General features: G+C 35.0%; 17 protein-coding genes, 1 rRNA gene and 1 pseudogene. 14 read left to right on the forward strand and 5 right to left on the reverse strand.

Translation table 11 applies throughout. The features are described 5' to 3' along the window. The first annotated feature begins 162 nt into the window (after positions 1-162). Entirely contained in the window at positions 163-1,398 is a 1,236-nt protein-coding gene (locus A9G37_RS03885) for an N-acetylmuramoyl-L-alanine amidase (protein ID WP_034911948.1), read from the forward strand. A 43-nt stretch (positions 1,399-1,441) separates the two neighbouring features. Here the strand turns inward: A9G37_RS03885 and rsmG are convergent, their stop codons facing one another. Together rsmG and mnmG are read right to left on the reverse strand one after the other, a co-directional pair. Continuing rightward, on the reverse strand, positions 1,442-2,041 hold the full coding sequence (gene rsmG / locus A9G37_RS03890) for a 16S rRNA (guanine(527)-N(7))-methyltransferase RsmG (protein WP_065574677.1): 600 nt from the start codon (positions 2,039-2,041) through the stop codon (positions 1,442-1,444). Beyond that, positions 2,019-3,911, reverse strand: coding sequence for a tRNA uridine-5-carboxymethylaminomethyl(34) synthesis enzyme MnmG (gene mnmG / locus A9G37_RS03895; RefSeq protein WP_065574678.1), 1,893 nt, complete (start codon positions 3,909-3,911; stop codon positions 2,019-2,021). Before mnmG ends, rsmG begins: the two co-directional genes overlap by 23 nt. 572 nt (positions 3,912-4,483) lie before the next feature. On the opposite strand from mnmG, the gene hda reads away from it, so the two are divergent. Beyond that, a complete protein-coding gene (gene hda / locus A9G37_RS03900; protein ID WP_080702332.1) occupies positions 4,484-5,167 on the forward strand; it encodes a DnaA inactivator Hda in 684 nt (227 codons plus the stop codon). Position 5,168: 1 nt separating this feature from the next. Continuing rightward, positions 5,169-5,948: a Cof-type HAD-IIB family hydrolase gene (locus A9G37_RS03905; RefSeq protein ID WP_065574679.1), complete on the forward strand. Its 780-nt coding sequence runs from the start codon at positions 5,169-5,171 to the stop codon at positions 5,946-5,948. A 23-nt stretch (positions 5,949-5,971) separates the two neighbouring features. On the opposite strand, the gene A9G37_RS03910 is transcribed toward A9G37_RS03905, so the two are convergent. The 3 genes from A9G37_RS03910 to tusB form a co-directional block, all read right to left on the reverse strand. Continuing rightward, positions 5,972-7,078, reverse strand: coding sequence for an anhydro-N-acetylmuramic acid kinase (locus A9G37_RS03910; protein ID WP_065574680.1), 1,107 nt, complete (start codon positions 7,076-7,078; stop codon positions 5,972-5,974). Between the two features lie 4 nt (positions 7,079-7,082). Continuing rightward, a complete protein-coding gene (locus tag A9G37_RS03915; protein ID WP_034911928.1) occupies positions 7,083-7,646 on the reverse strand; it encodes a Sua5/YciO/YrdC/YwlC family protein in 564 nt (187 codons plus the stop codon). 112 nt (positions 7,647-7,758) lie between these two features. Continuing rightward, positions 7,759-8,040 (reverse strand): sulfurtransferase complex subunit TusB, encoded by a 282-nt coding sequence (gene tusB, locus A9G37_RS03920; protein WP_034911926.1) that lies wholly within the window; start codon positions 8,038-8,040, stop codon positions 7,759-7,761. A 130-nt stretch (positions 8,041-8,170) separates the two neighbouring features. Here tusB and tsaE point away from each other — a divergent pair, with 130 nt between their 5' ends. The 11 genes and pseudogenes from tsaE to A9G37_RS03975 all read left to right on the forward strand — a co-directional run bounded on the left by tsaE (position 8,171) and on the right by A9G37_RS03975 (position 20,675). Beyond that, positions 8,171-8,641, forward strand: coding sequence for a tRNA (adenosine(37)-N6)-threonylcarbamoyltransferase complex ATPase subunit type 1 TsaE (gene tsaE, locus A9G37_RS03925; protein WP_034911922.1), 471 nt, complete (start codon positions 8,171-8,173; stop codon positions 8,639-8,641). Positions 8,642-8,706: 65 nt separating this feature from the next. After that, positions 8,707-9,411: pseudogene (locus A9G37_RS03930) on the forward strand (N-acetylmuramoyl-L-alanine amidase); the annotation flags it as partial. A gap of 20 nt (positions 9,412-9,431) precedes the next feature. Next, a complete protein-coding gene (mutL, locus tag A9G37_RS03935; RefSeq protein ID WP_065574682.1) occupies positions 9,432-11,288 on the forward strand; it encodes a DNA mismatch repair endonuclease MutL in 1,857 nt (618 codons plus the stop codon). Further along, positions 11,281-12,192, forward strand: a complete 912-nt coding sequence (gene miaA, locus A9G37_RS03940) for a tRNA (adenosine(37)-N6)-dimethylallyltransferase MiaA (protein ID WP_065574683.1) — start codon at positions 11,281-11,283, stop codon at positions 12,190-12,192. Before mutL ends, miaA begins: the two co-directional genes overlap by 8 nt. 284 nt (positions 12,193-12,476) lie before the next feature. Continuing rightward, positions 12,477-12,722 carry an RNA chaperone Hfq gene (hfq, locus tag A9G37_RS03945; protein WP_034911910.1) on the forward strand — a complete coding sequence of 82 codons (246 nt, stop codon included), beginning with the start codon at positions 12,477-12,479 and terminating at the stop codon, positions 12,720-12,722. Positions 12,723-12,741: 19 nt separating this feature from the next. Next, positions 12,742-14,037 carry a ribosome rescue GTPase HflX gene (gene hflX / locus A9G37_RS03950; RefSeq protein WP_065574684.1) on the forward strand — a complete coding sequence of 432 codons (1,296 nt, stop codon included), beginning with the start codon at positions 12,742-12,744 and terminating at the stop codon, positions 14,035-14,037. 23 nt (positions 14,038-14,060) lie between these two features. Then, positions 14,061-15,290 (forward strand): FtsH protease activity modulator HflK, encoded by a 1,230-nt coding sequence (hflK, locus tag A9G37_RS03955; protein ID WP_065574685.1) that lies wholly within the window; start codon positions 14,061-14,063, stop codon positions 15,288-15,290. A gap of 10 nt (positions 15,291-15,300) precedes the next feature. Continuing rightward, positions 15,301-16,260 (forward strand): protease modulator HflC, encoded by a 960-nt coding sequence (gene hflC, locus A9G37_RS03960; RefSeq protein WP_065574686.1) that lies wholly within the window; start codon positions 15,301-15,303, stop codon positions 16,258-16,260. A gap of 19 nt (positions 16,261-16,279) precedes the next feature. Further along, positions 16,280-17,578, forward strand: a complete 1,299-nt coding sequence (locus A9G37_RS03965) for an adenylosuccinate synthase (RefSeq protein ID WP_065574687.1) — start codon at positions 16,280-16,282, stop codon at positions 17,576-17,578. 78 nt (positions 17,579-17,656) lie between these two features. Beyond that, positions 17,657-18,838, forward strand: a complete 1,182-nt coding sequence (gene purT, locus A9G37_RS03970) for a formate-dependent phosphoribosylglycinamide formyltransferase (protein ID WP_065574688.1) — start codon at positions 17,657-17,659, stop codon at positions 18,836-18,838. A gap of 299 nt (positions 18,839-19,137) precedes the next feature. Further along, a 16S ribosomal RNA gene (locus A9G37_RS03975) occupies positions 19,138-20,675 on the forward strand. Positions 20,676-20,700: the final 25 nt, after the last annotated feature.

The following is a 20,700-nucleotide window of genomic DNA, read 5'->3' on the forward strand; positions in this document are numbered from 1 at the left end:
TATTTAATTTTATAATCTTTTTTATTATAAAAATTGATTGATAATTTAGAACAGACTATTTACAAAAATAACTGTCGATTATGATAATCATTCTTTTTAATATCCCTTTAGTTTATGCTATTATCAGCAACTAATTTTGATAATAAATAAAGTTTTTAAGGTATGAAAAAAACATTTAGCCCAACAAAGCGCCTATTAATAAAAGGTATTATTGCTACATGTTTGTTATCCGTCACTCGTGTAGGCTTTGCCGCAGCAATGGCGCAAGTTATTGCTGTGCGTGTTTGGCCTTCATCAACTTATACAAGAATTACTTTAGAATCAAATATTAGATTAAAATATAAGCACTTTTTATTAAGTAATCCTAATAGGATCGCTATTGATATTAACAATGTTAATCTAAATCCAATTTTAAAAAATATCTCATCGAAAGTATTAAAACACGACCCTTATATTAAATCTATACGCGTTGTTCAACGAGATCCAAAGACAGTTAGAATTTTGGTCGAATTAAAACAAGGTGTTCAACCGAATACTTTTACCTTATCGCCGATAGCAAAATTCAAACATCGTTTAGTTATGGATCTTTATCCATCTAAACCAGCTTCAAGCACAGATGATGACCCTTTACTTGCGCTTTTAGAAGAATATAAAAAAGGTGATCTCAATAAAAAGCAATCTGGTATAAAAACACCAACCAATAAGAGTAAAAATGCTCCCGTTATTGTCGTGCTTGATCCTGGACACGGTGGAGAAGATCCTGGCGCTATTGGCTACAATAAAACACGTGAAAAAGATATTGTTTTGCAAATTGCACGTCGTACTTATAATTTACTTAAGAAAGAACCGAATATAAAAGTCTACATGACCCGTAATGAAGATGTTTTTATCCCATTAAAAGTACGAGTTGCTAAAGCTCGTTCACTCCATGCAGATCTATTTATTTCTATTCATGCAGATGCTTTTGCTAATCGTTCTGTCGGTGGTTCATCTGTGTTTGCATTATCAACAGGTGGAGCAAGTAGTTCTGCAGCCAGTTATTTGGCCCAAACTCAAAATGAAGCAGATCAAATAGGCGGTGTTAGCCGTAGTGGCGATAAATATTTAGATAATACCATTTTAGATTTAGTTCAAAAAACAACATTAAATAATGGTGTATTACTTGGTAATGCTATTTTAAATCGAATGAAAAGAGTCAATAAGTTACATAAACCATCACTTGAAAAAGCAGGTTTTGCGGTGTTAAAAGCACCCGATATTCCATCTGTTTTAGTCGAAACAGCCTTTATTAGTAATATTACTGAAGAAAAAAAATTAAAGACTGTTTCATTCCAAAATCAAGTATCTAAATCAATTGTTGATGGTATTAAAGATTATCTGAAAAAACGCAAGAATTAAATTTATAAAAAGTTTCAGAACAGCTTGTATTTAATTACAAAAACTATTGTATAATAATTAAACACCTTTCAGCATCTAATTCTGGTATAGTCAATTTTATATTTTGTTTAAGTGTAAAACCATCAGCAATAGGATCTATATCGCTTCCTTTTAAAGCATAAAAAAATCCTTGTTCATTAGGAAGATGTTTACACCAATTAAGCATGTCTTGCAATGAAGCAAATGCTCGGCTAATAACTCCATCAAACTTTTTACCATTATACTCTTCTATTCGGCTTTGTATTGGGTTTATATTAGTTAGCTTTAATTCAAACTGAACTTGTTTTAAAAATCGAATACGCTTACCTAAACTATCCACTAAATCAAATTGTTTATCTGGGTTAATAATTGCTAGTGGAACACCTGGTAAACCAGGACCAGTTCCAACATCAATAAAAGTTTTGCCAGTTAAATAGGGCGATACAACTAAACTATCCATGATATGTTTGATTAACATTTCATTAGGATCTCGTACAGCTGTTAAGTTGTAAGTCTTATTCCATTTGTTAAGCATTTCAACATAATGGATCAATTGATCTATTTGTGATTCTGAGATCAAAAGATCCGTTTGATCTATTAGATTAATGAGTTTCTTTTTTAACATAATTTTTTTTTTTTAAATAAACTAGTAACATTGAAATCGCAGCAGGAGTAATTCCTGATATACGCGAAGCTTGTCCTATTGAAATAGGTTTATGTTGTTTTAATTTAGCCACAACTTCGTTCGATAAACCCGATATTTCAGCATAATCAATATGCTCAGGAATAAGCGTTTCTTCATTGCGTTTTTGACGTTCAATTTCTTCTATTTGCAGTTTTATATATCCATCATATTTAACTTGAATTTCAACCTGTTCCGCAGCCTGTGCGTCGGACAATCCAGGAGCAAATAATGAAAGCGATTTCAATGTGTTATAACTCATTTCAGGTCGCTTAAGTAACTCTTCTCCATTGGCTTCTTTAGTCAAATTAGCTCTTAACACGGCATTTACTTCGTCAATGCTTTCAATATGAGGATGTACCCATATATCACGTAATCTTGCTCTTTCTTGTTCAATAGCTTCAAATTTTTCGTTAAAACGTTGCCAGCGATAATTATCAACCATACCTAGCTTGCGGCCAATCTCAGTTAAGCGAATATCAGCATTGTCTTCACGTAACATTAAACGATATTCAGCACGCGAGGTAAACATGCGATAAGGTTCGTTAGTACCAAGAGTACAAAGATCATCAACTAATACCCCTAAATAGGCTTGATCACGGCTTGGATACCATTGATCTTGATCATATGCAAAACGTGCTGCATTTAAACCAGCAAGCATTCCTTGAGCTGCGGCTTCTTCATAGCCAGTTGTTCCGTTGATCTGTCCTGCTAAAAAGAGACCTTTAATAACTTTACTTTCAAGTGTTGGTTTAAGATCCCTTGGATCAAAATAATCATATTCGATCGCATAACCAGGTCTGACAATATTAGCATTTTCTAATCCTTTCATACTGCGTACAAATGCTAATTGTGTATCAAATGGTAAACTTGTTGAGATCCCATTTGGATATATTTCGTTGCTATCTAATCCTTCAGGTTCTAAATAGATCTGATGAGAATTACGATCCGCAAAACGCATAATTTTGTCTTCAATAGATGGGCAGTATCTTGGACCAACTCCTTCTATAACACCTGCATACATGGGACTACGATCTAAACTATTTCGGATGATCTCGTGCGTTGTTTCGTTAGTGCTTGTTATATAGCAAGGAATTTGTTTAGGATGTTCGTTTGCATTACCTAAAAATGAGAATACAGGAACAGGATCATCACCATATTGTGTGTCTAATTTTGAAAAATCAATTGTTCTCGCATCAATTCGTGGTGGGGTACCAGTTTTTAATCGTCCCATTCTAAATGGATATTGATGAAGTGATTTTGATAAACCGATCGAGGCTGGATCTCCTGTTCGTCCACCACTATAATTATTAAGTCCTATATGGATTTTCCCATCTAAAAAGGTACCTGTTGTTAACACAACAGCTTTAGCTTTAAAGGATACTCCCATTTGGGTTTTTACACCTATGATCTGATCGTTTTCTATGATCACATCTTCAACAGATTGTTGAAATAGCATTAAGTTTTCTTGGTTTTCAAGTGTTTTTCGTATCACTTTGCAATATAGCGATCTATCTGCTTGTGCTCTTGTAGCCCTTACTGCTGGTCCTTTACTACTATTTAAGATCCTAAATTGGATCCCTGCATGATCAATAGCCCTTGCCATTAAACCACCCATTGCATCAATTTCTTTTACCAAGTGGCCTTTACCTATACCACCAATAGCAGGATTACAAGACATTTGTCCTAATGTATTGATATTATGGGTTAAAAGTAGTGTTTTTCGCCCCATTCTTGCTGATGCCATTGCTGCTTCTATTCCTGCATGACCGCCACCAACGATGATGACATCAAAAAGATCTGGATAAAACATAAAAATCCTCGTATTTATTTTGTGTACAGATGATCGCTAATTTAGATTTGGAGATTTGGTTTATTTAGGGTAGGAGATTTTACTCATCTTTTCGGTTACGTCAAATGATCTATTTTGATCGCGATTTAAATAAAATAAGATCTTTTAGATGATCTTTTTATTTTTATTATTATTAGATCGGATCCTTTTTGTTGATAACTCTTTTTTGTGATTATTTTATAGGATCTTATCGATCTATTCATTCTGTTAATTGATCGGATCTTTTTTTGTTTAAACTTGTTTATAACTTTTATTTTTATCCACAACTGTTTTCTATTTTTAAGTTGTTAGTGCGATCATAACAGCTTGTTATCCTAATTTTTAACAGAGTTATCCACAAAAATTAAGTTTGTTCGCTTAATTTTTAACTTTTGTTGTTTTTATTTTAAACAACACTTTTTGATCGTTTTATTGTTTTTTGTTTTATTTTTTTATTAACTGTTATCTGTTTGTCTTTTTGTATAAAAGTGATTGATTTTTATAAAAGCAAATTTATACTTAATATGATTTTATTTGTATTGTGAGGTTACTTTATTACTCTTTCACAGTTACCTTTGCCTTTTCCATTATCTAATAATGAAACTTTTGATAGTTTTTATGTAGGTAATAATCGGTTATTGTTTGATTCATTGCAAACCTTGTTAGGTAAAGAGGGATTTAATGTCTTTTATATATGGGCGGCTAGCGTTGCAGGCCGAACTCACCTTTTACATGCGTCAAGCCAAAATAAGTTAGCTAGTTATATTCCATTAAAACAGCATTACCATTTGGTACCTGAAATTTTACAGGGATTAGAAAATTATGATTTAGTCTGTCTAGATGATATTGATGCAATAGCAGGTCATAGAGATTGGGAAGAGGCTATTTTCGATTTATTTAATCGTTTGACAGAAAAAAATGTGAGTAAATTATTGATAACCGCAAATGCACCACCTAAACAAATTTCTTTTATATTGCCTGATCTAGTTTCTAGATTATCTTGGGGGCAGGTTTATCAATTAAAAGAACTTAGCGATGATGACAAGCTTAAAGCTTTGCAATTGAGAGCGCAATTAAGTGGATTTGAACTATCAACAGATGTAGGGTTATTTTTATTAAAACGTGTTAATCGCGATATGCGTACATTATTTTCTTTATTAGAAAAGTTTGAAGTAGCAACGTTAGCACAACAACGAAAGCTAACTATTCCTTTTATTAAAAATATTTTGGATTTGTAATATGAGTCATAAACCTGAAGCTATTGTTTTTTTTGATTTAGATGGAACATTGTTTAATAGTCAAATTGATGTTTTGTCCAGTTCCCTTGATGCTATAAAAAAATTAAAACATAATAATGTTATTCCAGTGATAGCAACTGGTCGAACACCTTGTGAAGTTGCTGATTTAATGCAAAAGACTCAAATTGATTCAATTATCGGTATGAATGGGCAAGTTGTTTTATACAAAGGCGAAAAGGTTTTTACTAATAATATTGATAAAGATGTAATAATAAAAATACATCGGTATTCTAAGCAAGAAACGAATATTCCTTTATCTTTTTATAATGATGAAATGATGTGTATATCTGAGTATAGTCAACCAGCCGAGAAGTTTTATCATTATCTTAAGCAACCAGTTCCTCCTGTTGATGATCAGGTTTATTTAAAATCACCTATCCAGATGCTTTTATTACTTTGTGAATATGGAGAAGAGCTTTATCGAGATGTTTTCCCTGAACTAACCTTTATTCGTAATACCCCTTACTGTGTTGATGTTTTTAATCATGGTGGCTCTAAAGGTTATGGTATTACTCAGTTATTAAAAAATAAAGGGTTTACCGATGTGCCAACTTATGCATTTGGTGATGGTATGAATGATTTTGAAATGTTCCTAACCGTTGATCATCCTATTGCTATGGGTAATGCAGTTGATGAATTAAAAGCAAAAGCCGAGTTTGTTACAGATACTAATAATAATGATGGTATTGCTAAAGCGTTACAAAAATTTGGGTTGATTTGATCGATATTTATATATTTTTTAGTTTATTTATAAATAACCCCCAAACACACAGCTTGGCTTGCGCCAGTTACCTCTGGAATATTTGATGGAATATTGTTGATTCGGCAATAAGCAAGCCAAGCAAAGGCTATTGCCTCCATATCGTCTCCATTTATACCTTTTGTATCGGTTGTTAATACTGACCATGATGGTAATAATGCTGATAATCTTTGCATAATAAGTGGATTTTTAGCACCTCCGCCACAGACTAAAAGCTCGCAAGGTAATTTTTTTAATATGGATAATTTGTTGATCTCATTTGCAATTGATAAAGAGGTTAATTCAACGAGCGTTGCTTGAATATCTTCTGCTTTAAAATCCGTCCCTATTAATTTTTTATGTAACCATGGTAAATTAAATAACTCTCTCCCTGTACTTTTAGGTGCTGGTATTTTGAAATAATCTTCATCAAATAATTTATTCAATAAGTCTTGATTAACTTTTCCTGTTTTTGCCCACAGTCCATTTTTATCATAGCTTTTACCTAGGTTTTGATTTATCCAGCAATCAAGCAGTACGTTTCCTGGACCTGTATCGTAACCAATAACAGTATGGTTAGGAATTAATACTGAAATGTTACTAATTCCTCCTATATTCAATACTACACGATTAATTTGTGGATCTTGTAGCACCGCTTTATGAAGAACGGGTACCAGTGGTGCTCCTTGCCCGCCATAAGCCATATCTTTTCGACGAAAATCAGCTATGGTGGTTATGCTTGTTTTTGCTGCGATAATATTGGCATCGGCAATTTGTAAGGTGAATGGATTTTTACCGTTTGGTGCATGGTAAATAGTTTGTCCGTGGCAACCAATTGCTTTTATTTGTTGTTTATCAATTTTATTGTCTTTTAAAAATTGATTGATACTATCGGCAAATAATTCACCAAGTTGATGGTCTAATTCACCCAAATTTTGTAATGTGGTTTGCTTTGTTTCACATAATGTTAATAGTTGCTGTTTTAAGTTGGTGGGCATTGGGTAGCAACTACTAGCTATTGATGTGACATTTTTTTCGGTAATATTAACCATAGCAATATCTATTCCATCCATGCTGGTTCCCGACATTACACCAATATATAAATTTTGCATATATCTATCCTTGTCGAATAATGTTACCTGTTTGAATATCTCTGATTTGAGATGGCTGCAATCTATTACCTGCTTTGCCTGCTAAAATTGGAAAATTTTGGCCAAATTGTTTGGCTACTTCGATGGCTGTTTTACAAGGAGGATAACTCGATAAATTAGCACTGGTTGAAACTATTGGTTTGCCATAAAGATCGCATAGTTTACAAACTAAAGGGTGATTGGTGACTCGTACTGCTATGGTGTCGAATTTACCAGTCAAAAAATAAGGTGTTTTTTTATTTTTAGGAAAAACCCAAGTAATAGGACCTGGCCAACTAGTAAGTGCTAACTGTTTTTGTTCATTGGTAATAGCTAATTCATCTACATAAGGAGTCAATTGTTGGTAATGGCTAGCAATTAAAATTAAGCCTTTATCTACTGAACGCTGTTTTAGTTGTAACAGTTTTAATACGGCTAATTCACAATCAGGATCACACCCTAGACCGAAAACGGCCTCGGTAGGGTAAGCAATCACTTCACCATTTTTTAAATAATTATTGATTTCCGATAGCGTTAATAAATTAGCCATAAATTTGAATACAAGCTGAGTTCAATTGAGATTTATATTAAACTTAGGTTTTAGGTTTTGCAAATTTGCATGATTCGTGCTTTTTAAAACTGGGTAGCATTATGCCCTATGGTTATTCCCAGTTCATTTGTGGAAAATGGTTAGTTGTAAGTTCAACAACTTGTTGCATATTGATAATTTTAAGCCTTGAATCAATAATTTTGCTTATTCCTCGAGCCTCTATATCGCTGTTGATGACGTAACAGTGTTTAGTTTTTTTTATAATATCATTTAATAATGGATTATTTTGTATAGCCAGAATAACGCCATTTTGCCAGAACAATACAACATCTTGAGCTGATATTAATTGTGGATTTATGGCTGATTGGTTTGCTGTTGATATAGTATGTAGCATTATTTTCACTTTTTATACTGAAACGTATAGTTACCTGAAACTTTTTTACAAAATCAAGCTCATTTTGGTTAGTACATCTTTGATGTTATTAGTATATAATAAGAACCATTTATTGAGCAAAGAATTCATCATGAAATCAGTTATTTTAAGCAATGAGCAACAAACGATTTTGTTTGGCAGTAAACTTGCCAAATTGTGTTTAAACTATTTGTCTAAACATGATGATACAATTATTATCTATTTAATTGGCGATCTTGGTGCAGGTAAAACAACTTTTAGTCGCGGTTTTTTGCAACAATTAGGTCATGTAGGTAACGTAAAAAGTCCAACTTATACATTAGTTGAGCCCTACCAATTTGATGATTTTTCAGTTTACCATTTTGATTTATATCGGCTTTGCGATCCAGAAGAGTTAGAGTTTATGGGGATTCGTGAATATTTTTCTTCGCGATCAATTTGTTTGATTGAGTGGCCACAGCAAGCAAATGGGATCTTGCCAAGCGCTGATCTTGAAATTCATTTGACTTATTTGGCGCTTGAACGTACTGCTTGCGTTCAGGCAATAAGCGAAAAAGGCAGTGAGATTATTAATCTATCATAATTGAAATAAACAATATAAAGACAATGAAAAAACTATTCACTTTTTTTATCTTATTACTGCTTTGTAGTTCTGCCTATGCAGCTAAAGTTGTGATTGCCGTTGATGCAGGGCATGGTGGTAAAGATTCCGGCGCAATAGGGAAAAATAAATTATATGAAAAAACAGTTACGCTTTCTATTGCTAAAAAACTTACCAATTTACTAAATAAAGATCCTAATTTTAAAGGGGTATTAACCCGTAGTAGTGATAATTTTATTTCTGTTTCACAACGCTCTGAAATCGCTAGAAAAAATAAAGCTAATTTGTTAGTTTCAGTTCACGCCGATGCTGCACCAAATCGGAATGCAACTGGTGCTTCGATCTGGGTATTGTCAACTAAGCGAGCTGACACAGAACTTGGCCGTTGGCTTGAACAAGATGAAAAACAGTCACAATTACTTGGTGGGGCAGGTGATGCGCTTAGCGATGATCATGATCCTCATTTAAGTCAAGCTGTATTAGATCTCCAATTTTCTTATTCTCAACGAGTGGGGTATGAGTTAGCAAAACAAGTATTAAAAGAAATGAAAGGGATAACAAAGCTACATAAATCTGCTCCAGAACATGCAAGCTTAGGGGTATTACGTTCACCAGATATTCCATCAATTTTAGTTGAAGTTGGTTTTATTTCTAACGAAGGTGAAGAACGCTTACTAAGTAGTAATGCTCATCAAAATAAGATTGCTAAAGCTATTTATCAAGGTATAAAAAATTACGTTAAACAAAATCCAAAGTTTGGAGAACAGCATTAATGGCAATTCATATTCTTTCTCCTCAATTAGCGAATCAAATTGCTGCTGGTGAGGTGGTAGAACGTCCAGCATCAGTCATTAAAGAGTTGGTTGAAAATAGCCTTGATGCGGGCAGTACTCAAATTGATATTGATCTTGAGCAAGGCGGCTGTAAATTAATTCGTATTCGAGATAATGGTTGCGGTATTGCTAAAGATGAATTAGCACTGGCGCTTGCTCGTCATGCGACAAGTAAAATCAGCAAGTTAGATGATTTAGATTCTATTATTAGCCTTGGATTTCGTGGTGAGGCGCTGGCGAGTATAAGTTCAGTTGCAAGATTGACATTAACTTCACGCACAGCTGAACAAACTGAAGCTTGGCAAGTTTATGCTGAAGGGCGAGATATGGAACCGGTGATTAAACCTGCTGCACATCCTGTTGGCTCGACTGTTGAAGTACTTGATTTGTTTTACAATACTCCTGCAAGACGCCGTTTTTTAAAAACAGAAAAAACCGAATTTATGCATATTGAGGAATTTGTTCGGCGTATTGCGCTTGCACGTCCTGATGTTACTTTTAATTTGCAGCATAATAGTAAACTTGTTAAGCAGTACCGTTCATCTACCCTTGAAAAAAGGGTAGAATTGGTATGTGGTCGAGTATTTATGCAAAAAGCAGTCAAATTAGATTGGCAACATGATGATTTGTTCATTCAAGGTTGGGTAACAAGTAGTGAAGTTAGTAATTTGCAATATTTTTATGTTAATGGTCGAGTTATCAAAGATAAATTACTTAATCATGCATTACGACAAGCCTATATAAGACGTGAGAATGAACAACAAAGTTATGTGGTGTTTTTACAAATAGATCCAAAACAAGTTGATGTTAATGTTCACCCTGCTAAACATGAAGTCCGTTTTCATGAGGCAAGATTGGTTCATGATTTCGTTTATCAAGCTATAGTTATGGCTCTTGAATCGGATTTATCTGTAACAGATGAAAAAGTAACAATAACACCTAATCGGCAAGCAGCTGGAGAAAATATCTTTAATCAAAAGACGATTTCTAAGCCTTATCAAGCTAGTAACCAATTACCCAAAAAACCTAGTAATTATGCTAAAGAAAATGCGTTGTATGGTCAGTTAGTTAGTGTTGAATCTCCTTCTCAAAATATTGCACAACTTGAGCCAGAAAAGCCATTTTTATCGGTAGAAGAAAATGAAATAACTGAACCTCAAAAAGCGGTTATTGAATCATTATTTCCTAAACGAAATTCACCATTGCAATCACTACAACAGCAGCTTGATAATTCATTATTAGTGACATTTGGACGGGTGTTAACTATTATTCAACCTGATATTGCATTGCTTGAAAAAAATGAAGATAATCAACAAAAATTAATGTTGATGAAGTTGCCTATTGCTCAGCAAAAAGTCGTTGCTATTAAGTTATTGTCACAAGATTCTGAAAAATTGCTTATCCCATTAACAATTTTAATTAATAATAAAGAGCAGAAAATCCTTTCTTCTTATCAGCCGCAACTAAATTTTTTAGGTTTTGATTTTTATATTGATAAAGCAAAGCTGTATTTGCAAAATGTTCCTAAAATGTTGCGCACTATCAATTGGCAACAATTATTACCCGCTTTAATTGCTTTTATTTCTGATTCAAAAAATGAAGTTTTAGATCCAACGCAAATAGCGGCTTGGTTAGCTAATCAGTATTATGATAGTGTTACGATGAACTGGAGTGTAGTAAAAGTCATTCAGTTATTAGCTCAACTAGAAAAAGTGGATATTAATCTTTTACAAAAAGATTCGTTTTTATACCCAATTGATATGCAATCTTTAACTCAATCGATTTATCATGAATAAACCAAAAATTATTTCGTTAATGGGGCCAACAGCATCTGGTAAAACGGCATTTGCTATGGCGCTTTATGATCGTTATCCTATTGATATTATTAGTGTCGATTCAGCTCTAATTTATCGTGGTATGGACATTGGTACTGCAAAACCGACTAAAGAAGAGCAACAAAAGTATCCACATAAATTGATTGATATTTGTGATCCTGCAAAAAGTTATTCGGCAGCTAATTTTAGACATGATGCTATTGTGGAAATTGAAAAAACACTAAAAAAAGGGCGAATTCCATTGTTAGTTGGTGGGACAATGCTCTATTTTAAGGCTTTAATTGAAGGGCTTTCACCGCTTCCTGTTGCTAATAGCGAAATTCGTGAGCAAATAGAGGAAAAAGCCAATAAATTAGGTTGGCAAGCAATTCACGAAGATCTAAAAAAAGTCGATCCAATTTCAGCTGAACGAATTCATCCTAACGATCCTCAGCGGCTTAATCGTGCTTTAGAGGTTTATTTAATTTCAGGCAAAAGTTTAACTGAACTTATACAAGAAAGTGGGGAAACATTACCATACGATGTTATGCAATTTGCTATTATGCCACAAGATCGGTCGCAATTACATGAACGTATTGAACAACGCTTTTTACAGATGTTGGATCAAGGATTTGAAAATGAAGTCAAAGCACTTATGCAGCGATCGGATTTACATTTAAATTTACCTTCTATGCGTTGTGTTGGATATCGTCAAATGTGGGAGTATTTAAATGGCAATACAAGTTATGATGAAATGGTTTTTAAAGGAATTTGTGCTACTCGTCAATTAGCTAAACGACAAATAACATGGCTTCGCGGTTGGAAGCAACCTATAACATGGTTAAACAATGATAATATGGATGCAATTTTTCGAAACGTATTCTAAGCGATAATTTTTATAGTGGTTTAATAATATACAATTGTAAGTTTTTTGTAGGTAAAATTATGTATATTAGTGTCATTATTTAGTATTTTTTTACCTTTTTAGTTTAAATTTGTTAAAATTTTAGTTATTTGTGCATTAATTATAGTTGATTGGTTCAAGAGAAGCTTTTTTTATGTTATTTTGGTAGATACTAAAGATGTATCTGAAATAGTATGTAAAATACATTAATTATTTATAAATGTATTTATTTTATCTTAATATAATTATTTTTAAAGGATAAACTCATGTCAAAAGGGCAGTCATTACAAGATCCTTATTTAAATTTGCTTCGTCGAGAGCATATTCCTGTCTCAATCTATTTAGTTAATGGTATTAAATTACAAGGGCAAATTGAGTCATTTGATCAATTTGTGATTTTGTTAAAAAATACTGTAAGCCAAATGGTATATAAACATGCTATCTCGACAGTCGTACCATCTAGACCTATTTCTGGATTGGTATCTCAAGCCGAAGAGGAAAGCGAAAGCTGAATTTCAGTGGAGAATCTGATTGTTTGAGAGATATAAAGGCGGTGAATCTGCCTTATTAGTCCATGTATTCTTCCCTCAAGAAAGCAATATCGAGGATCTTAAAGAGTTTGAAATTTTAGTTTCTTCGGCTCAAATAGATATTCTCGATATTGTAACAACCTCAAGAAAAGCACCTCAAACCAAATATTTTGTAGGTGAAGGTAAGGCTCAAGAAATAGCAGAAAAAGTTAAACAGCTCAATGCTTCTGTTATTTTAGTAAATCATTCATTAACTCCCTCCCAAGAACGTAATCTAGAGCAATTGTGCAAATGTCGTGTTGTTGATAGAACCGGATTGATTCTTGATATTTTTGCTCAAAGAGCCAGAACACATGAAGGTAAATTACAGGTCGAGTTAGCACAGTTAAAACATCTTTCGACTCGTTTAGTTAGAGGTTGGACGCATTTAGAACGTCAAAAAGGTGGGATAGGTTTACGTGGTCCAGGTGAAACTCAATTAGAAACTGATAGAAGGTTGATTCGTCAACGGATTCAATTAATTTTATCAAGACTTGCTAAAGTTGAAAAACAGCGAAATAAAAATCGTCAATCACGAAATAAAGCAGATCTATCAACAGTCTCTTTTGTTGGCTACACGAATGCAGGTAAATCAACATTATTTAATGCGTTAACAAATGCTGATGTATATGCTGCTAATCAGTTATTTGCTACACTCGATCCAACACTTCGTCGAATTATTGTTGATGATGTAGGTGAAGTTGTTTTAGCTGACACGGTTGGTTTTATTCGCCATTTGCCACATGATTTAATCGCGGCTTTTAAAGCAACGTTATTAGAAACTCAACAAGCTGCATTGTTATTACATGTTGTTGATGCAGCAGATCCTAATTTATTAGATAATATGCATGCTGTTGATGAAGTTTTGCACGAAATTGATGCGCACGAACTTCCAACATTACTTGTTATGAATAAAATCGACTTGATAGAAGGCAAACAACCAAGTATTGATAGAGATGAAAACGGTATACCAATTCGTGTTTGGATTTCAGCGCAAAATAGTTTAGGATTAGATCAATTATTTATCGCTTTAAAAGAAAGGCTAGCTAAGCAAATACAAGTTTGCCACTTAAACTTACCTGCTTATTTAGCAAGATTAAGAAGTCGTTTATATCAGTTAAATGCGGTAGAAAATGAATTTATTAATGAGGATGGTAGTTTTCATCTAGATGTGAGAATTCCCTCTATAGAATGGAATCGCCTCTGTAAACAAGAACCAGATCTGTTATACTTGATCAATAAGCAAAATAACAACTAATTATCAAATGGAGCATATACAATATGGCGTGGAATCAGCCCGGCAATAACGGACAAGATAACGACCCATGGGGGAATAATAAAAAAAAGCCAACTAATCATTCATCTGATGGTTTATTTGATAAAGTTAAAAAATTATTAAAAAAAAATAATTTCGGTAATAATAATGGTTCCTCTGGAATTAAATTGCCGATGAGTACAACTAAAATTATCATATCTATAATTGCTTTACTTGTTTTAATTTGGGCAGGAAGTGGATTTTATACCATTAACCAAAATCAGCGTGGTGTAATTACTCGTTTCGGTCAAGTTCAATCTGAAATCATTCAACCAGGACTAAATTGGAAGCCAACTTTAATCGATAAAGTGTATATTGTTGATACACAGGGTATTCGAAATTTTAACGAAAAGGGACTTATTGTTACAGCTGGTGAAAATTTGGTTTTTGTTGATATAAATGTGCAATATAGTGTCAGCGATCCTTTAAAATATTTATTTAATGTCACTAATGTAGAAGATAGTTTGCGCCAAGCTGCCGATAGCGCCCTTAGAACGGTAGTGGCAAGTTCAAATATTGATGCGATAATTTCTGATGAACGTTCAGCTCTAGAACGTAGTACTAAAGATGAGTTAGTCAATATCATTAGTCCCTATGATATGGGTATTAATATTGTTAATTTGAATTTTCAAGTTGCTCGTCTACCAGATGAAGTGAAAGGTAATGACAATAAAACGCTTCATTCTCAAGACGATAGTGAGCGAGAAATCAAACAAGCTGAAGCTGATAAGGTGAAAAAAATTCAGCAAGCAGAAGAACGTTCAGCAGAAATTTTAGCTGATGCTAATGCTTATAAGGTTAGAGTAGAACTTGAAGCTGCTGGTGATGTGGCTAGTTTTGAAAAAATCTTACCACAATATAAAGTAGCACCAGAAATTACTAAAGAACATTTATATATTGAAACTATGGAAAGAGTATTAACCAAAACCAATAAGATTATAGTGAATGATAAAAGTGGAAATTTAATGGTGTTACCGTTAGAAGTACTATTAAAAAATAAGAGTGAAAAAAATTCTCAAACAATGACGTTATCAAACCAAAATAGTGAATATAATTCCAATATGCTGAGCTCGTCTGAAACAATAAAAGAACAGCCTAAATCAAAGCCGGAATTATCAAAAGAAAATAACAATAACACTAATAACACCATTAAAGTTGGCGAGACTACGCGGACTCCACGGTTTATGGGAAGATAAGGAGAAAAGCATGCGCAAATTATTGATTCCTATAGTATTAATTTTGATTGGTGTGTTTTTTTCTAGCGCTTATGTTATTGAAGAAGGTACTTGTGGAATAATTTTACGGTTTAATAAAATTATAGGATTATCTGAACCTGGATTACATTTTAAATTTCCAGGAATGGATAATGTAAAAATTGTTGATGCTAAAATCAAAACAACAAATAGTCCTAATAATGTCGGTCAAGAACAAAAATTTAGAACACGTGAAAATAAAGATTTAGTTGTTGATTATTTTGTACAATGGAAGATTGTTGATTTTAATCGATATTATGAAACTATTGCTAGTGGTAATAGTATCGATAACTTGTTACTTGCTCGATTAAATAGCTGTTTAAGAGCAGAAATTGAAAAATTAAATATCATTGATGTTGTTAATGATACAAATAATAGCTCTCATAATTCTATAGTCTCTCGTGTAAAGAATAATTTAAATAGCACTATTAAAGAATTGGATAAAAGTAATTCGATTGAAAAGCAAGTTAATAAAGATGAAAAAGCTTTAGATGTTAATCAAGCAAGTATGAGACCGTTCGGTATTGAAGTTATTGATGTCCGCTTAAAGAAAGTTAATTTTCCTCAAGAAATATCTAATTCTATTTATGAGGAAATGAAAGCAGAAAGAAATAATATTGTCCAAAATCAACATTTTAAAGGTGTTAAAAGAGCTGATGAAATACGAGCAGAGGCTACATTAGAAGTAACCAAAATATTATCTGAAGCTGAACGTCAATCTCGTTCTATTCGTGGTGAAGGTGATGCAAATGCAATCAAACTTTATGCTGATGCTTTTGGTAAAGATATAGAGTTTTTTAGCTTTATACGAAGGCTAAAAGCTTATGAACGAAGCTTTACAGATAATGATATTGTAGTTATTAGTCCTGATAGTGAATTTTTTAAATATATGAAATTAAAATCTGATAATTAACAAAATGAGTAAATAGTCTATGAGTAATAATGTTGTTGTGTTAGGTACACAATGGGGTGATGAAGGAAAAGGTAAGGTTGTTGATTTACTTACGGAAAAAGCGAAGTATGTTGTTCGCTATCAAGGCGGGCATAATGCAGGTCATACATTAGTTATTAATGGTGAAAAAACAGTATTACACTTAATTCCATCAGGAATTTTACGTAATGATGTTATTAGCATTATTGCTAATGGTGTAGTGCTTTGTCCTGACGCTTTGATGAAAGAGATGAAAGAGTTAGAAAATAGTGGAATTCCTGTTAGGGAAAGGCTCCTTATCTCTGAATCATGTCCTCTAATTTTGCCTTACCATATTGCATTAGATCAAGCTCGAGAAAAAGCTCGTGGCAATAGAGCTATTGGAACAACAGGGCGTGGTATTGGTCCTGCTTATGAGGATAAAGTTGCTCGCCGTGGACTTCGAGTTGGTGATTTACGTGATCGTCAAGCTTTTGCTGAAAAACTAAAAGATGTGATGGAATATCATAATTTCCAATTAGTCAATTATTACAAAACCGAAGCTGTAGATTATCAAAAAGTTTTAGATGCTACGTTAGCTATAGCTGATATTTTAGTTGCTATGATTGCCGATATTCCTGCGCTTTTAGAAGATGCACGAAAAAAAGGCGAAAGAATTATGTTCGAAGGTGCACAAGGTACATTACTTGATATCGATCATGGTACTTATCCTTTTGTAACTTCTTCTAATACTACTGCTGGTGGTGTGGCAACGGGATCTGGTTTTGGTCCGCGTTATGTTGGCTATGTGTTAGGTATTGTTAAAGCTTACTCTACGCGTGTTGGTGCAGGCCCATTCCCTACCGAGCTATTTGACGAAGTTGGTGAATATCTTTGCAAACAAGGTAATGAATTTGGTGCAACAACTGGTCGTCGCCGTCGAACAGGATGGATTGATGCAGTTGCTGTGCGTAAAGCGGTACAACTTAATTCTGTTTCAGGATTTTGTTTAACTAAGCTTGATGTGTTAGATGGGCTTAAAGAAGTAAAAATTTGTGTCGGTTACCAATTACCAAATGGTGATGTCATTAAAAATGCTCCAGCTGCTGCTGAAGAGTGGAGCTTAGTTAAACCTGTTTATGAAATTATGCCAGGTTGGAGTGAATCAACCTTTGGTATTAAAAGCTATAATGTACTGCCACAAGCAGCAAAAGCATATATCAAAAGAATTGAAGAGTTAACCGAAACACCAATTGATATTATTTCAACAGGTCCAGATCGCAATGAAACCATGATTTTACGTGATCCTTATCAAGCATAATATTGATTAAAAAATCGGGATAATTTTCCCGATTTTTTATTTTTTGAGATATAACGATTAACTGTGTATGAGGGAATTATGGCTAAATTAGGTACTCCTTTATCACCGACTGCAACTAAAATATTACTGTGTGGTGCAGGAGAATTAGCTAAAGAAGTGGCGATTGAATTACAACGTTTTGGCTGTGAAGTTATTGCAGTTGATCGATACGCTAATGCGCCAGCAATGCAAGTAGCTCATCGCTATCATACTGTTAATATGCTTGATGGGGATGCTCTAAGAAAAGTCATTGAAGTGGAAAATCCCGATTATATTGTTCCAGAAATTGAAGCTATTTCCACATCTACATTAGTTGAGTTGGAAAAAGAAGGATTTACTGTTATTCCAACAGCAAAAGCAACGCAATTAACAATGAATCGTGAGGGGATTCGTCGTCTTGTTGCAGAAGAATTAAAACTACCCACTTCACCTTACCGTTTCGCTGAAAACGAATTTGAATATGAACAAATGGTAAAAGAGATCGGTTTTCCATGTTTGGTTAAGCCAGTTATGAGCTCTTCGGGTAAAGGTCAATCTTTATTGCGTAGTGAAGCAGATATTAAATCTTCATGGATATATGCTCAAGAGGGAGGGCGCTCTGGTGGAGGTAAAGTAATCATAGAAGGTTTTATTGATTTTGATTACGAGATTACTTTGCTGACTGTTCGGCATATCAACGGAGTTTCATTCTGCGAACCAATTGGCCATCGTCAAGAAAAAGGTGATTATCGAGAATCTTGGCAACCTCAGCAGATGCCTGAAAAAGCATTGAAAAAAGCGAAAAATATTGCAACTAAAATAACAGAAGCATTAGGTGGGCGAGGAGTATTTGGTGTTGAATTATTTGTCAAAGGGGAGCAAGTATGGTTTAGTGAAGTATCACCTCGCCCTCATGATACGGGTATGGTGACGTTAATTTCACAAAACTTATCTGAGTTTGCATTACATGCTAGAGCAATATTAGGATTGCCAATTCCAATTATAGAACAATATGGTGCTTGCGCATCATCAGTCTTATTAATAGAAGGTAATTCAAAACAAATAACTTTCGCTAATATTGATAAAGCATTAAGCGAACCGCAAACTGATTTACGTTTATTTGGTAAACCAGAAGTAAAAGGAACAAGAAGAATGGGTGTTGCGTTAGCTAGAGCATCGACAGTTAAAGAGGCTACTAATAAAGCTATTAATGTGACAAAACAGCTAAAAATAACCCTATAATGCCTAAATTTGTGTAAAAAGCAGTCATTCAACACAAGAAAATAAAAATTTCTAAAATAGGGGTTGACGTTCACAAGTGAAGTGAGTAATATACGCAACCCTTGAGACAGCGAACTAAGTCAACGAAAAGTTAATAAGGAACATAAGCTGTCAGCTCTTTAAAAATAAGAAACAGACAATCTGTGTGGGCACTTGCGAGACGAAAAATTAAAGTCTACGGACTAAAAAATTAAGTCTTGATAAGTGACACTGAAGATTCATTTGAATATGTCAGAGACAGTTATTGAGCATCAAACTTTAAATTGAAGAGTTTGATCATGGCTCAGATTGAACGCTGGCGGCAGGCTTAACACATGCAAGTCGAACGGTAACATAAGTGCTTGCACTTGATGACGAGTGGCGGACGGGTGAGTAAGGTATGGGGATCTGCCGAATGGAGGGGGACAACAGTTGGAAACGACTGCTAATACCGCATAAAGTTGAGAGACCAAAGCATGGGACCTACGGGCCATGCGCCATTTGATGAACCCATATGGGATTAGCTAGTTGGTGGGGTAAGGGCTCACCAAGGCGACGATCTCTAGCTGGTCTGAGAGGATGACCAGCCACACTGGAACTGAGACACGGTCCAGACTCCTACGGGAGGCAGCAGTGGGGAATATTGCACAATGGGGGGAACCCTGATGCAGCCATGCCGCGTGTATGAAGAAGGCCTTCGGGTTGTAAAGTACTTTCGGTGATGAGGAAGGTGATGAATCTAATAGGTTTATTAATTGACGTTAATCACAGAAGAAGCACCGGCTAACTCCGTGCCAGCAGCCGCGGTAATACGGAGGGTGCGAGCGTTAATCGGAATGACTGGGCGTAAAGGGCATGTAGGCGGATAATTAAGTTAGGTGTGAAAGCCCTGGGCTCAACCTAGGAATTGCACTTAAAACTGGTTAACTAGAGTATTGTAGAGGAAGGTAGAATTCCACGTGTAGCGGTGAAATGCGTAGAGATGTGGAGGAATACCGGTGGCGAAGGCGGCCTTCTGGACAGATACTGACGCTGAGATGCGAAAGCGTGGGGAGCAAACAGGATTAGATACCCTGGTAGTCCACGCTGTAAACGATGTCGATTTGGAGTTTGTTGCCTAGAGTGATGGGCTCCGAAGCTAACGCGATAAATCGACCGCCTGGGGAGTACGGCCGCAAGGTTAAAACTCAAATGAATTGACGGGGGCCCGCACAAGCGGTGGAGCATGTGGTTTAATTCGATGCAACGCGAAGAACCTTACCTGGTCTTGACATCCACAGAATCTTGTAGAGATACGAGAGTGCCTTCGGGAACTGTGAGACAGGTGCTGCATGGCTGTCGTCAGCTCGTGTTGTGAAATGTTGGGTTAAGTCCCGCAACGAGCGCAACCCTTATCCTTTGTTGCCATCGATTAGGTCGGGAACTCAAAGGAGACTGCCGTTGATAAAGCGGAGGAAGGTGGGGACGACGTCAAGTCATCATGGCCCTTACGACCAGGGCTACACACGTGCTACAATGGCGTATACAAAGGGAGGCGACCTCGCGAGAGTAAGCGGACCTCACAAAGTACGTCTAAGTCCGGATTGGAGTCTGCAACTCGACTCCATGAAGTCGGAATCGCTAGTAATCGTGAATCAGAATGTCACGGTGAATACGTTCCCGGGCCTTGTACACACCGCCCGTCACACCATGGGAGTGGGTTGCACCAGAAGTAGATAGCTTAACCTTCGGGAGGGCGTTTACCACGGTGTGGTTCATGACTGGGGTGAAGTCGTAACAAGGTAACCGTAGGGGAACCTGCGGTTGGATCACCTCCTTACGAAGTGCTCGTAAGTGTTCACACA

The organism is Gilliamella sp. GillExp13 (assembly GCF_001690815.1).
Lineage (GTDB): Bacteria > Pseudomonadota > Gammaproteobacteria > Enterobacterales > Orbaceae > Gilliamella > Gilliamella bombi.

Excerpts from the sequence above, each read along its gene's own strand:
- A9G37_RS03885 (WP_034911948.1), top strand. The coding sequence starts at position 163 with ATGAAAAAAACATTTAGCCCAACAAAGCGCCTATTAATAAAAGGTATT.
- rsmG (WP_065574677.1), bottom strand. The coding sequence starts at position 2,041 with ATGTTAAAAAAGAAACTCATTAATCTAATAGATCAAACGGATCTTTTG.
- mnmG (WP_065574678.1), bottom strand. The coding sequence starts at position 3,911 with ATGTTTTATCCAGATCTTTTTGATGTCATCATCGTTGGTGGCGGTCAT.
- A9G37_RS03905 (WP_065574679.1), top strand. The coding sequence starts at position 5,169 with ATGAGTCATAAACCTGAAGCTATTGTTTTTTTTGATTTAGATGGAACA.
- A9G37_RS03910 (WP_065574680.1), bottom strand. The coding sequence starts at position 7,078 with ATGCAAAATTTATATATTGGTGTAATGTCGGGAACCAGCATGGATGGA.
- A9G37_RS03915 (WP_034911928.1), bottom strand. The coding sequence starts at position 7,646 with ATGGCTAATTTATTAACGCTATCGGAAATCAATAATTATTTAAAAAAT.
- tusB (WP_034911926.1), bottom strand. The coding sequence starts at position 8,040 with ATGCTACATACTATATCAACAGCAAACCAATCAGCCATAAATCCACAA.
- tsaE (WP_034911922.1), top strand. The coding sequence starts at position 8,171 with ATGAAATCAGTTATTTTAAGCAATGAGCAACAAACGATTTTGTTTGGC.
- mutL (WP_065574682.1), top strand. The coding sequence starts at position 9,432 with ATGGCAATTCATATTCTTTCTCCTCAATTAGCGAATCAAATTGCTGCT.
- miaA (WP_065574683.1), top strand. The coding sequence starts at position 11,281 with ATGAATAAACCAAAAATTATTTCGTTAATGGGGCCAACAGCATCTGGT.
- hfq (WP_034911910.1), top strand. The coding sequence starts at position 12,477 with ATGTCAAAAGGGCAGTCATTACAAGATCCTTATTTAAATTTGCTTCGT.
- hflK (WP_065574685.1), top strand. The coding sequence starts at position 14,061 with ATGGCGTGGAATCAGCCCGGCAATAACGGACAAGATAACGACCCATGG.
- hflC (WP_065574686.1), top strand. The coding sequence starts at position 15,301 with ATGCGCAAATTATTGATTCCTATAGTATTAATTTTGATTGGTGTGTTT.
- A9G37_RS03965 (WP_065574687.1), top strand. The coding sequence starts at position 16,280 with ATGAGTAATAATGTTGTTGTGTTAGGTACACAATGGGGTGATGAAGGA.
- purT (WP_065574688.1), top strand. The coding sequence starts at position 17,657 with ATGGCTAAATTAGGTACTCCTTTATCACCGACTGCAACTAAAATATTA.